Source organism: Pelagicoccus enzymogenes, assembly GCF_014803405.1.
In the GTDB taxonomy this organism is placed as follows: domain Bacteria; phylum Verrucomicrobiota; class Verrucomicrobiia; order Opitutales; family Opitutaceae; genus Pelagicoccus; species Pelagicoccus enzymogenes.
Genome location: NZ_JACYFG010000036.1, coordinates 91,162 through 103,455 on the forward strand (window position 1 = coordinate 91,162; position 12,294 = coordinate 103,455).

A 12,294-nucleotide genomic window follows, 5' to 3' on the forward strand; every position below is an offset into this window, starting at 1 on the left:
CAAAGCCGCGTCCCCCAGCAGGAACGCGGCTTTTCTATAAACTCGCAGGTTTCCGAGAGAGCGTTTGGCAAGCGATCTCCCTAAACGCCAGCCACCGACTTCAAAATCCGCTTCGAAACTTGTATCCCCTTCTTCAATACCTCGAGCGACATACTCTCGTTAGGAGCGTGCAAATTATCTTCCGGCAAGAACAAGCCGATCATCACCGAGTCTAGGCCCGTCACCCGCTTCACGTCCGCGATAATAGGAATGCTTCCGCCTTCGCGCAAAAAGAGCGGCTTCTTGCCAAAGACATCCGTCACGGCCGCTTCAGTCGCCCGGTAAGCGTTGGCCAAAACCTCGCTCTGCCCCGCCGGCGTGTTCGGACGATCCGGCGGCACGACCAAGTACGGCACTCCTTTGTGCCCCATCTTGACCTTGGCCTTCAAGCCCTTCGGCACCCGCGAGAGGATTGCGTCTGCCACTTGCTTGCCCACCACATCCGGCTTCATGTTGCCAACGAGGCGACAAGTGATCTTAACCGAAGCTTTCGCAGGCACGATGGTCTTGCTGCCTTCTCCCGTGTAACCGCCCCATAGGCCGTTGAATTCGAGCGTCGGCATATAGCGAATTGCCTCGAAAGGCGTGTATCCAGCGATCGGATGCAAGGCATCGACCCCAACGCTCGCCGCATAGGCATCCATGTCCGCGCCGAGTTCCTTCAGCTCGTCTCGCTCCCACTCTTCGACTTCCGTCACGTCGTCGTAGAAGCCAGGCACGTTCACTCGATTGTCGGGAGTGTGCAAGGAGGCGCAAATCTCCGCCATGGCTTGCAAAGGATTGTAAACCGCCCCGCCGTGGAGACCGGAATGCAGGTCGGACTTCGGCCCAACCAGCTCCACCTCCATATCCACGATTCCCCGCAAGCCTACCGTAACCGCAATCTGGTCTTCGCTCGGACTCAGCGTATCGGAAAGCAAAACGAAATCAGCCTCGCTCAGCTCTTCCTTTCGCTCTTCCAGCAGCGGCAGCAGACTCGGGCTCCCCACCTCCTCTTCGCCCTCGATCAAGAAGGTGATGCGCAAAGGCAAGTCCGGGCACTCTTCCAACAACTCAGCTACCGCGGCGATATGCGCCATTTGCGGACCCTTGTTATCAGCCGCTCCACGACCGTAGATCCGATCTCCCTTTATCGTAGCCTCGAAAGGCTTCGTTTCCCAAAGCTCGATCGGATCGACCGGCTGTACGTCGTAGTGACCGTAAATCACCACATGCGGCCAAGAGGGGTCCCCGGTCCGGCGAGCCATCACGATGGGGTGTTTTGGCGTATTCACGATCTCAACACTAAGCCCCAAATCTCCCAGCATCTTCGCCACAAAATCCCGCGTCTGCCCCATGCCTTCCTTGTAGGCCGAGTCCGCTGAAACGCTTTGATATCCAATATACTCTTTTAGCTTTTCGATCGCATCAAACATGGGCGACTACCCAAAACAAAGCCCTGCCAATGGCAATCTGGAATCGCGCCGACCACCCCCCAACGACTCGTCACTCCAAAAAGTAGGGTTTCGACGAACGGTAACCATTCGGTAACATCCGCAAGATACAATCTGGCTCAAAACACGACCCAACCCTTAACCCAACAACTTCAGGCAAATGGAACACATAAACGTGATGCTAGGTATCGTAAACGGCTCTGTCGCCACCATAATAGCCCTCATCGCCCTTCCCATGATCTACGAAAAAATCGGGATGAACCGATTCTATGGAGCCCGCTTCGCCAAGAGCTTCCAATCGGACGAGCTATGGCGCAAGATCAACAAGAAGGCTGGGAAGCTATTACTGATTTGGGCCCTCGCGCATCTCGCGATCAGCCTCAGCTGCTTTCTGCTTCCACCCCTCGACGAAACCGGAAAGCTCGCGTTTTCATTCCTTTCAGGCCTCTACCTGATCCCAGCCCTCCAGGCCTACCGCTATGCCCAGAGCCTGACGTCGCCAACCGCATAAACCACACCTTCCCCATGCTCCACCTCTACCAAGAAATCACCCTTCTCGCGCTCCGCGACGACAAAGGAACCGTCGCCATCGACCACCTCGCCCAAGTGTTGGCCGGAGCCTTGGCTGCCGAACTGGTCCTGAAAAACAAAATATCGCTTTCCAACGACAAGAAAAAGTTCGTCGATCTCCAGGACGCAAGCCCCACGGGGGATCTTCTACTCGACGAATGCTTGGACAAACTCTCCAACGCCAAACGACGAGCCAAGCTCGAAACGTGGGTCAGTCGCTTCGCTTCCATTAAGCGAATCCACCACAAGGCAGCCCAAAGCCTCTGCCAATTGGGAATCCTCAGGCAAGACACCGGCAAGCTCCTGCTCATCTTCAATCGGACGATCTATCCGGAGGTGGATCCCAAACCGGAAAGCCAGATCGTCGAACGCTTAGAACAAGCCATCTTCTCGTCAAAGACAGACCTCAGTCCCCAAGACACCTTACTCGTCTCGCTCGCCAACGCCAGCGGCCTTCTCAGCCGTATCTTCGGCCGCAAGCGCATCAAGCCCGAGCGGAAGCGCATCAAACAAATCGTCGAGGGCGAAGCCGTCGGAAAAGCCACTCAACAGGTGATCGAGGCGATCCAAATCGCGATCATCGTCACTGCGGTGATCGTGCCGGTAATCGCCAGCTCCTGAAAAACGCGAGACTGAGGAGAGCGGCGACTCTAGAGGCGCCGCATTCCCTTGCTCATGCCGAGCAAAACCAATCCGCAGTCGTTGGCCGCTTGCCGCAAAGCCTCCACTTCGCCACCCATCGGCAGCAGAACCGCTCGTACCCCCAGTTCCTTCATCCGGGTCAAGCACACGGGCTCCACTTCCGGCACGTCGAATACCGCAACGGTATTCGCTAACCCGATACCGCTTTCCTCCACCGCGTTCCAAGCGAGCTTCGGTGCGTAGCGACCCACCTCTAGCGAGATCAATTGTTCGCCAGAGATGATTGCCACCGCTGCAGAGTCCGCATGCCGTACGATTTTGGCTCCAAACATCAAGGACTCCCAATCCTCCACCAAAGGTTGAGCCAAGCTGAGCACGGTCCACTCCATCGGATTCACGGCAACGCGGTCCTTGTCCTGCACCAGAACCCCTCCCACTACGCTGCGAACTTCCTGCAATGCTTCGTAGCCCATGCCCGAAATCGAAGACAGAGCCGTAACGGATTCCACTTGGCGGAGCGCGACCAGCTCTTCCTCGGAAAAGTCCGGCGCTAAAATCCCCCTCAACCTACCTTCCACCCCAGATTGCAAATTCGAGCGTCCAAGGCTGCCATTCACCACCAACCACGCGCCAACTGAATCCCGATGCTTAAGGACTTTTCTCGTTACCGCCTGCAAGTCGTCCCCCACTCTTGCAGTCACGATTTTGCCGTTACGCAAGAGAGCTGCGGCCGGTTTTTCGAACTCGCCGATAAAATAGGCGGCCCGCGAAACGGTTAACACGGAGGCATAGTCAAGCTTTCCTCCAGACTTCAGTTCGAAGTGATCGAAGAAGCTTCCGTAAACGGCCGCGAGCTGATGTCCGTTTTCTCCCGTATCCAAGAGCTGGGCACGAGGCCATGCAAATCGCATCGCCTTGGAATAGCCGCTCAACGCCCCCATATCCGGAGCGTCCGCCCCTTGGACTTCAAGGTATTGAGCCACTGCGAAATCGAATTCGCTCGCCGCTCTCAACGCAGCCGTCGCCCGCTGCATGCGAAAAGGCTGGCTCAGCTTGCCCGCCCTTGAATTCAGCTCAGACAAGGCCGCTTCGTAATCCGAGGGATTACCCAAAACCGCCACGCGATCCACCGCAAAGGCTGCCGCCCGAATCGCGTCCACGATTCCCCTGTCGAAAGCGCCCAAGGCAGATTTCCAGGACAGGAAGGCTCGGCCTGCCGACTCGACATCCACGAAATTCGCGATGACCAAAACGATCTCACTTTCCTTCGACGCAACCATCGCTGCAGCGTCGATCTCACTTACCGGCTCGTAAGCAATGCGCTTCGCTCGCAAGGCCTCCCCAGCGATCTCGTTCGCCAACAAATCGAATCCAAAGTCTGCAACCAGCCGCTCTGCCAACGAGGCAACTCCCGAAACATCTTTAACCACTAGCAACGCGCGTTTTGCCATCCCCCTACATCGCGAGCCAACTGCCCGCTCTCAAGCCAAAAGCACCCCAAACCCCATCCATCCCATTCAACAAATCCATGAAAAAAACTGCGGCTGCTCCCAAGTCTCGCCCTCCGCCCCGAGAGCTCCAACAAGCGCTCCGAGCAAATTCTCTTTTCCTATTGATCTCGCGACTTGCCACCCTGAGATTCCCCGCTTCCCGAGCATGACTCAACAAACGACACAACCACTAAGAATAGGAGATCGCGAGTTCACCTCTCGCTTGTTTGTCGGAACCGGCAAGTTCAGCAGCAACGAAGCCATGCGCGACGCCGCTGCCGCATCAGGCACTGAGCTCGTCACCGTGGCCCTCAAACGGGCAAACCTTTCCGGCGACTCCGATCCCTTCGCCAACATACTGGATTTCCTGGAGTCGGACCGGTACTTGATCCTGCCCAACACCTCCGGAGCCATGAACGCCGAAGAGGCCGTCCGCATCGCGCGCCTCGCAGCCGCAGCAGGCCTTCCGAAATGGGTGAAGCTGGAAATCCACCCCGATCCGAACTACCTGCTGCCCGATCCGATCGAAACCTTAGCCGCCGCGGAAACCTTGGTCAAAGAAGGCTTCACTGTGATGCCCTACATCAACGCAGACCCGGTCCTCGCGCTTCGCTTGCAGGACGTCGGCTGTGCCACGGTTATGCCGCTCGGCGCCCCCATTGGATCCAATCGAGGCATCGAAACCCGCGCTCAAATCGAGATTATCATAGAGCAAGCTCGCGTGCCCGTAGTGGTCGACGCCGGCATCGGCGCCCCTTCCCACGCCGCCGCAGCCATGGAAATGGGAGCTGACGCCGTGCTGGTAAACACCGCGATCGCGATCGCTTCCGATCCCGCCGCCATGGCTCGCGCCTTCGCCAAAGCGACCCAAGCCGGCCGCGAAGCCTACGAAATAGGGCTCGGAGCCACCTCCAGCAAAGCCGAGGCCTCCAGCCCGCTCACCGCGTTTCTCAACGCCTAAGCAGGAGCGACACAAGTCGCGTTCACACCCAACATGCCCACTTTCTCCGAAAAATATAAAACCCTCGATCTAGACCGGCCGCTCGACATTGCCGCCACCGCGTCCATCGCATCGGTCGAGCGAATCCTCCAGCAAGGGCGCGCCCGCAGCTTGGAGGAGTTCGCCGCCCTGCTCTCGCCAGCTGCCGAGGGCTACCTCGAGCCGCTCTGCCACCTTTCGCAAAAAATCACGCAGAAGCACTTCGGCAAGACCATGCGCATGTTCGCGCCGCTCTACCTTTCCAACGAGTGCGTAAACGTTTGCAAATATTGCGGCTTCTCCCGTCACAACGACATCCCCCGCATCACTCTCGAACTCGAGACAGTGGAAGCCGAAGCCCGCATCCTGCACAAGCAAGGCTTCCGCTCCATTCTCCTCGTTGCAGGCGAGCACCCCAAGTACGTATCGAATGGATACGTGGAAGAATGCGTACGCCGCCTTTCCAAGTTCTTCCCAAGCATCGCTCTGGAGCTCGGTCCGCTCGAGTCGGAACGCTACCAGCCCCTAGTGGCCGCCGGCTGCGAGGCCCTGCTCGTATATCAGGAAACCTATCACGAGGAAACCTACCGCTCCTTGCACACCGCCGGACCAAAGAAACACTTCCACTGGCGAATGGACACTCCCGAGCGAGCTTACGCTGCCGGTTTTCGGCGCCTCGGGATAGGCGCTCTGTTTGGATTGCACGATTGGCACCGGGAGGCCTTGGCCCTTGCCTCTCACGCCGAGCACCTGCTGCAAGTTTGCTGGAAGGCTCAACTAAACGTATCCATGCCACGGATGCGACCCGCCAAGGGAGAATTCGAGCAAGTCGAATTCCTCAAAGACCACCATTTCGTGCAACTCATCACCGCGTTGCGCCTGTTCCTCCCACACGCCGGCATCACCCTATCCACCCGCGAACCCGCGACGCTCCGCGACGGACTAGCGCCCATTGGCATCACCACGATGTCAGCCGGATCCTCAACCGAACCCGGCGGCTACAGCAGCTTCGACGAATCCACCTTCCAGCAAACAAGAGAACAAGAAGGCGAACAATTCCACATCGCCGACGAACGTTCCCCCAAGGAAGTCGCAGCCGTGCTCGCCCGCCTCGGCTACGAGCCCGTCTGGAAAGACTTTGACCAATCGCTCGTCCGTGCCTGAAAAAAGACGAGCGCCTTCCACCGTTCCCATGACCATCACCGCCAACGGAAAAGAATTCGTCCTCGAGTCGAGCACCAGCCTGCCCGCTTTCCTCGAATCCATCAGCCTCCAAGTCGGGCTCGTCATCGTGGAACGCAACAAGCAAGCCCTCTCGCCCAGCGAGGCGGCGGACGTCACCCTCGAGGACGGCGACACCCTCGAGATCGTCAAGATCGTCGCCGGAGGTTGAGCCTATGCCGAGCAGCCCTTCCGAAGAACTCGATGGCCTTGTCGTGACACTCGACGACCTGCGTTACCAGTACGGCGGACCCAACGTGCCCTCGGAAACGCCGCACGTCTTCATCTACTTCATCACCATCGAGAACCAGTCTGATCGCACCGTCACTTTGCTGGGCCGCAAGTGGATCATTCACGACGAAGAGGGGGAGACCCTCGTCGTGGAGGGCGACAAGATCGTCGGCGAGGAGCCCGAACTGGTTCCAGGGGAACGCTTTTCCTACAACAGCTTCCACATCGGATCCTGCAACGCGACCGCCCGCGGGAGCTTCCATGGCCAGGACGAGTTCGGCAACAAGATCCACTGCCTGATCCCTCCCTTCGAACTCACGATTCCAGAGTAGGAGCGGGCTCCCAATCGTCAGAACCCTTGACGTCGGCACCCGCACTTCGAGTATCGACAATCCGCCGCCAATAAACTTTTAGCTACACCATGAGCAACGTCCTACTCGGCCTCGCCGACAAACAATGGATCTGGATCGCAACCGTCGTCTTCGCGTCCACCTTCGTGCTCGGCAGCTACTCCGCTCTCAAGTTGCGACGCAAGACGGGACGGCCCTACATTCTCGGTCTGGTGACCTTCGGTTGGGTGCTGCAGACAATCGGCCTCTACGCTCGCGGTTTGCAGTACGGAGGTTGCCCGCTCTCCAACCAATTCGAACTGGTCCAGTTTATGGTTTGGTCGGCCATCGCCATCTACATCTTCGTGGGCCCCGCCTTCCGGGTGAGCCTGCTAGGAGTCTTCGCCTCAGGCTTCGCCTGCGTTTTTTCCATCCTGTCGCTCGCTTTGGAGAACTGGGACGACCCGAGTCGCAAGCCGATCTTTGGCGAATCCCCTTGGATCGAAACCCACGCCGCCCTCGCCCTGTTCAGCTACGGGGTATTCGGCGTGCTCACGCTCACTTCCGCCATGTACCTGCTGCAAAGCCGTAGCCTCAAGACCAAGAAGGTCGTCGGCGGACTCTTCCCCTTCCTGCCTTCCATCGTGGAACTAGTCAGCATCAACCGCCGATTGCTGGTTATGGGATTCAGTATCCTCACTGTGTCCTTGGCTATCGGATACAGATATTTTATGGAGGACCTCGAATCGGTGCTGACGATCAAACTCGCTTCTACGGTCGCTGTCTGGATCGCCTACGCTATCACCTTAGCCCTGCGCCTGAAGTTCTCCCTCACCTCCAAAAAATTCGCTTGGGCCTGCATCGGGATTTTCCTCGCAGCGCTGCTCTCGCTCGCCGCCGTCAACCGAAGCACCAAGTCGAGCAGCCCAACCGCAGAACCAGCCCAGTCCTCCGAGGTCTCATGAGCCGCCCGCACGACTCATTTTCAGTCATCAGCATCAACCACGAAGTCGCCCCCCTCGAAGTGCGGGAGCGCTACTCCATGGACGATGCCAAAGTCGCAACCCTCTACACTACCCTGAAAAACAAAGGAAAAGTGGAGGAGTCACTCGTGCTGAACACCTGCAATCGCTTCGAGCTCTATACCCAATGCGAGGATGGGGCAGACGCGGAATTCGTGCTGCACACGCTGGCGAACGCCTATGGCGTGTCGCCAGATGAGCTCGCAGGGCATCTCCACCTCCGCTCCGGGCGGGATGCCGTCCAGCACCTCATCGAGGTCGCCGCAGGGCTGCGTTCCCAAATCACTGGCGAAGCGGAGATATTCGGCCAAGTCAAGGCCGCCTACGCCCTGTCACAAGAACACGGATACGCTGGAAAAACCATTAACCGCGTTTTCCAAAAGGGATTCCAGGCAGCTAAGCTCATCCGCAATTCGACCACCGTAGGCCAAGGCCAAATCAACATAGCGAACGTCGCAGTCGACCTCGCCGGAAAAATCTTCGGCGAGCTACGCTCCGCAGCCGCTCTTTCATTGGGTACCGGGGAAATCGGCGAGAAGACGGTGAAGGCGCTGCGCAGCCGCGGAGCGGAAACCTTCGGAATTGCCAGCCGGAGCCAAGACCGAGCCGAAGAGGTTGCCCGCGAGTGGGGCGGCACTCCGCGACTCCTGCAAGACCTGGAATCCTATTTGCCAGAATACGACATCGTCATCGCCTCCGTGGGAGCGGAGGAAGCGGTGCTCACCCGCAAGATCGTCAAGCAGTGCTCCTCGCGCCGCAAAGGACGCCCCCTTTTCCTCATCGACCTCGGCCTGCCGCGCAACATCGAGCAAGGCTGCGAGGATTTCGACAACGTCTTCCTCTACAATCTCGACGACCTCGCCAGCATCGCCGACGAAAACCTGGCTCAACGAAAAGAGGCGGTCGTCGATGCGACAGCCATCGCCGAGCAAAAGTCGGAGTTCATCTGGAACGCCATCTTGAAACGCCGCGAGTACGAGAGGAATCAAGCGTAACCGCCCCAACCGACTTCGGGTATTGCCTAGAGAACAGCTAACAGCACACTCCGCATCATGTCACTTTTCTCATTCTTGTTTCCCAACAAACCCGAAGAAACCTCCAGCTGGAGCCAAACCCAGCGCGAAGCGCTCGTCGACCTGCTCTACCTCTCGATCTACATCGACAACCATCTTTCCCTAGTCGAGGAAAAGAAGGTCGAAGACGAACTCAAGAAAGCCGACTGGGACGGGCTCCACTCTTCCAGCTTGTACGCCCAAGCCGCCATCAATCGGGCTCGGGATGCGAAGTCCAACGTCCGGATAAAATCCGAATACCTCGCCAATATCGCCGAACGCCTCGACGAAAAGAAAATCACCGCTCTCGAAGCGCTCGACGCCGTGCTCAGCTCCGACGGGACGGACAAGAAGGAAGCTGCCTTCCTCAAGGAAGTTCGCTCCGCCTTCAAGTTGTAGGAACCCGAGGGGGCGAGCGAATCTAGTTCCCCAAGATTCGGTTCGAGTCGCTGAGGTAGATTCCCTTCAGGTTCATGTCGAGCGCCTGAGGGTTCGGCGAATTCTTCATGCCGGTCTTCTTGCTGATCTTTCCTTCCTTGATCAGTCGCGAAAGTTCCTTGTTGAAAGAACGGGATCCGCTGTCGGATGAGACGTCGAGCAAGGTGCCTACCTTGTCGAAGCGCCCTTCGCGAATAGTGGTCCGCACCACCGAGTCCCCGATCAAAATTTCTTGGGCCGGCACGCGACCGTCTCCTTCGAGGTTCGGAAGCAGCTTTTGCACGATGATGCCACGTAGGGTTTCCGACAACTTGCGCTGAACGAGCTGGTGCTGTTCGGCCGGAAAGTACTCGAAAAGTCGCGTGATCGCCTGCTGGGCGCTGGCGGCGTGGAGCGTTGTGAACACCAGGTGACCCGTTTCCGCCGCGGCAAGAGCTGTTTCGAAAGTCTCCTTGTCGCGCATTTCCCCGATCAGAATCATATCGGGATTCTGTCGCAGAACCGCCTTAAGGGCCTTTTGGAAGCTGGGAGCGTCGATCCCCACCTCCCGCTGCTGGAAGACCGATTTCGAATCGATGAAGTTAAATTCGATCGGATCCTCCAGTGTCACCACATGCTTGTCCATGTTGTGATTGATCCAATTCAGCAAGCAGGCCAGGGTCGTCGACTTTCCGGAACCCGTCGCTCCACAAACGAAAACAATCCCGTCCTTCTTTTGGGCGAGGTTTAGCAGCACGTCTTGATCTAGGGCAAGGTCCTCGAAATTGGGTATTTTGCTCTTAATGTGTCGGAAGACGATGCTCACCGTGCCGCGCTGCAAGAAGGCGTTTACACGGAAGCGCCCGGCTCGTTCCAAGAAGTAGGCGAAGTCGACCTGACCCTCCATCTCCCAGGTTTCCTTGTAGTTGCTGGGCACATTGTCGTCCACGAACGCCAAAACCGTCTCCCCGTCGATCGGCGGCATTTCCACCGGCTCCAAGTTGCCGTGCAGGCGAAGGAAGCCCGGCTTGTCACTCTTGACCACGATGTCGGAAGCGCCGTTGTCCACAGCGAGATAAAGAAGTTCGTCGAAGATTTCTGATGCCATTTTTCTGAAGTGGGAAATGCGTTGGAGAAAAGAGCCTCCCCTCAGGTATAGGGTTGACCGTCCTTATAAATCGGCTTGGAACTCGAATCCTTCACTTTCGAATTATGAGCGCACAAAAGTATACCGGATCAATGACCGCACTAGCGACCCCCTTCCTTGGAGACGGGTCTTTAGCAGAGGCCGATCTGAAAAAATTGGTCGAAGCCCAAATCCAGGCGGGAATCGACGCGCTCGTGCCCGTGGGAACCACCGGCGAGTGCCCGACCCTCAGCCATGACGAGCACCAACGCGTGGTCGAGCTGACCATTCAAACCGCGAACGGCCGCGTGCCAGTGATAGCGGGTGCCGGCTCCAACGCGACCCGCGAAGCGGTATCCTTGACCAAATTCGCGCACGAGGCTGGAGCCGCAGGCTTCCTGCACGTGGCTCCCTATTACAACAAGCCAAGCCAAGAGGGACTCTTCCGCCACTTTTCCGCCATCGCTGAAGCTACGGACCGCCCCGTCGTGCTCTACTCGATCCCTGGGCGCTGCGGCATCCAGATCGACGTAGCCACCGTGGAGCGACTCCTCTCCAAGTATCCACACGTCAACCACATCAAGGAAGCTGGCGGCAGCGTCGAACGCGTCGACGAACTCAAGAAGGCCATGGGCGACGATCTCGTGGTCCTCAGCGGGGACGACAGCCTGACCCTGCCCTTCATAAGCGCCGGAGCCGAGGGCGTAATTTCCGTGGCTTCAAACGTCCTTCCTGCCGAGGTCGTTGCTCTCGTCAAGGCCTCGCTTGCCGGCGATCTCAAGACCGCGAGCCTGTGGCACCAGAAGCTGTACCCGCTCTTCAAGAACCTCTTCATCGAGCCCAATCCCGTTCCCGTTAAGGCCTGTATGGTGCAGGCAGGCATTTTCCAAACCGGACGCGTTCGCCTTCCGCTCTGCGAGATGCAGCCTGAGAACAAGGAACTTGTGCTCTCAATCTTCAGCGCCTTGCAGGCAGAACTCACCGCTCAAGCGTAGTAAGCCACCATGTCACTCAAGATTTGCATCGTTGGCGCCAAAGGGCGCATGGGCCAAGCTATAGCCGAAGCGACCGAAGAAGCGGGACACACCGTGGCGGCAAAGGTCGACCAAGGCGACGACCTCCGTGCCGGAATCGAAGCGGCAGACGCCGTCATCGACTTTTCCTACCACACGGTTACCGAATCCGTCTTTCGCACGGCTGCCGAACTGGGCAAGCCCGTCGTCTGCGGAACCACCGGACATAGCCAAGAGGAGCGTGCGAAACTGTTGGAAATAGCCGCTCAGACTCCCACCGTCTGGGCTGGGAACTTCTCCATCGGCGTCAACTTGCTTTGCTACCTCGTAGAAAAGGCTGCGGACATTCTGCCGCTCGACTACAACGCCGAGATCGTCGAGATGCACCATCGCCTCAAGAAGGACGCGCCTAGCGGCACCGCTCTCATGCTCGCGGATTCCGTGCTCGAGCCGCGTGGCTTGAACCACGACGATCTCCGCCATGGTCGCGAAGGCATCACCGGCGAACGCACCCAACGCGAGGTCGGCATGCACTCCCTCCGTGGAGGCGACGTCGTAGGCGACCACACGGTAATCTTTTCGGACGTAGGCGAACGCGTGGAGCTGACGCACAAAGCCTCCAGCAGAGCGATCTTCGCGCGTGGAGCAGTTCGCGCCGCAGCTTGGTCAGTCGGCAAGGAGCCTGGCATTTACGGCATTCGCGAAGTGCTTGGTCTCGCCTAAAGGACGC

General features: G+C 58.1%; 14 protein-coding genes. 11 read left to right on the plus strand and 3 right to left on the minus strand.

Going from position 1 to position 12,294, the window contains the following annotated elements:
- Positions 1 to 80: 80 nt before the first annotated feature.
- Positions 81 to 1,454: a M20/M25/M40 family metallo-hydrolase gene (locus tag IEN85_RS12775; RefSeq protein ID WP_191617473.1), complete on the minus strand. Its 1,374-nt coding sequence runs from the start codon at positions 1,452 to 1,454 to the stop codon at positions 81 to 83.
- A gap of 178 nt (positions 1,455 to 1,632) precedes the next feature.
- Between IEN85_RS12775 and IEN85_RS12780 the strand changes: the two genes are divergently transcribed.
- Both IEN85_RS12780 and IEN85_RS12785 read left to right on the plus strand, forming a co-directional pair.
- Positions 1,633 to 1,983, plus strand: a complete 351-nt coding sequence (locus IEN85_RS12780) for an SdpI family protein (RefSeq protein ID WP_191617474.1) — start codon at positions 1,633 to 1,635, stop codon at positions 1,981 to 1,983.
- A 14-nt stretch (positions 1,984 to 1,997) separates the two neighbouring features.
- The gene (locus IEN85_RS12785) at positions 1,998 to 2,663 is read left to right on the plus strand and encodes a GOLPH3/VPS74 family protein (RefSeq protein WP_191617475.1); all 666 of its coding nucleotides are present in this window, start codon (positions 1,998 to 2,000) and stop codon (positions 2,661 to 2,663) included.
- Between the two features lie 29 nt (positions 2,664 to 2,692).
- Here IEN85_RS12785 and IEN85_RS12790 read toward each other — a convergent pair whose 3' ends face one another.
- A complete protein-coding gene (locus IEN85_RS12790) occupies positions 2,693 to 4,135 on the minus strand; it encodes a hypothetical protein (protein ID WP_224772612.1) in 1,443 nt (480 codons plus the stop codon).
- Between the two features lie 205 nt (positions 4,136 to 4,340).
- Here IEN85_RS12790 and IEN85_RS12795 point away from each other — a divergent pair, with 205 nt between their 5' ends.
- The 7 genes from IEN85_RS12795 to IEN85_RS12825 all read left to right on the plus strand — a co-directional run bounded on the left by IEN85_RS12795 (position 4,341) and on the right by IEN85_RS12825 (position 9,407).
- Positions 4,341 to 5,135 carry a thiazole synthase gene (locus IEN85_RS12795; RefSeq protein WP_191617477.1) on the plus strand — a complete coding sequence of 265 codons (795 nt, stop codon included), beginning with the start codon at positions 4,341 to 4,343 and terminating at the stop codon, positions 5,133 to 5,135.
- A 33-nt stretch (positions 5,136 to 5,168) separates the two neighbouring features.
- On the plus strand, positions 5,169 to 6,317 hold the full coding sequence (gene thiH, locus IEN85_RS12800; protein WP_191617478.1) for a 2-iminoacetate synthase ThiH: 1,149 nt from the start codon (positions 5,169 to 5,171) through the stop codon (positions 6,315 to 6,317).
- Positions 6,310 to 6,546 (plus strand): sulfur carrier protein ThiS, encoded by a 237-nt coding sequence (thiS, locus tag IEN85_RS12805; RefSeq protein ID WP_309026655.1) that lies wholly within the window; start codon positions 6,310 to 6,312, stop codon positions 6,544 to 6,546. The genes thiH and thiS overlap by 8 nt, the downstream gene beginning before the upstream one ends.
- Before the next feature lie 4 nt (positions 6,547 to 6,550).
- Positions 6,551 to 6,937 (plus strand): Co(2+)/Mg(2+) efflux protein ApaG, encoded by a 387-nt coding sequence (locus tag IEN85_RS12810; RefSeq protein ID WP_191617479.1) that lies wholly within the window; start codon positions 6,551 to 6,553, stop codon positions 6,935 to 6,937.
- Between the two features lie 89 nt (positions 6,938 to 7,026).
- Positions 7,027 to 7,899: a cytochrome C assembly family protein gene (locus IEN85_RS12815; protein ID WP_191617480.1), complete on the plus strand. Its 873-nt coding sequence runs from the start codon at positions 7,027 to 7,029 to the stop codon at positions 7,897 to 7,899.
- Positions 7,896 to 8,951: a glutamyl-tRNA reductase gene (gene hemA / locus IEN85_RS12820; RefSeq protein WP_191617481.1), complete on the plus strand. Its 1,056-nt coding sequence runs from the start codon at positions 7,896 to 7,898 to the stop codon at positions 8,949 to 8,951. Before IEN85_RS12815 ends, hemA begins: the two co-directional genes overlap by 4 nt.
- A 57-nt stretch (positions 8,952 to 9,008) precedes the next feature.
- On the plus strand, positions 9,009 to 9,407 hold the full coding sequence (locus tag IEN85_RS12825) for a hypothetical protein (RefSeq protein ID WP_191617482.1): 399 nt from the start codon (positions 9,009 to 9,011) through the stop codon (positions 9,405 to 9,407).
- Between the two features lie 22 nt (positions 9,408 to 9,429).
- On the opposite strand, the gene IEN85_RS12830 is transcribed toward IEN85_RS12825, so the two are convergent.
- Positions 9,430 to 10,533, minus strand: a complete 1,104-nt coding sequence (locus tag IEN85_RS12830; RefSeq protein WP_191617483.1) for a type IV pilus twitching motility protein PilT — start codon at positions 10,531 to 10,533, stop codon at positions 9,430 to 9,432.
- A gap of 104 nt (positions 10,534 to 10,637) precedes the next feature.
- Between IEN85_RS12830 and dapA the strand changes: the two genes are divergently transcribed.
- The gene (dapA, locus tag IEN85_RS12835) at positions 10,638 to 11,546 is read left to right on the plus strand and encodes a 4-hydroxy-tetrahydrodipicolinate synthase (RefSeq protein WP_224772613.1); all 909 of its coding nucleotides are present in this window, start codon (positions 10,638 to 10,640) and stop codon (positions 11,544 to 11,546) included.
- A 9-nt stretch (positions 11,547 to 11,555) separates the two neighbouring features.
- The gene (gene dapB, locus IEN85_RS12840) at positions 11,556 to 12,287 is read left to right on the plus strand and encodes a 4-hydroxy-tetrahydrodipicolinate reductase (protein ID WP_191617484.1); all 732 of its coding nucleotides are present in this window, start codon (positions 11,556 to 11,558) and stop codon (positions 12,285 to 12,287) included.
- Positions 12,288 to 12,294 lie beyond the last annotated feature (7 nt).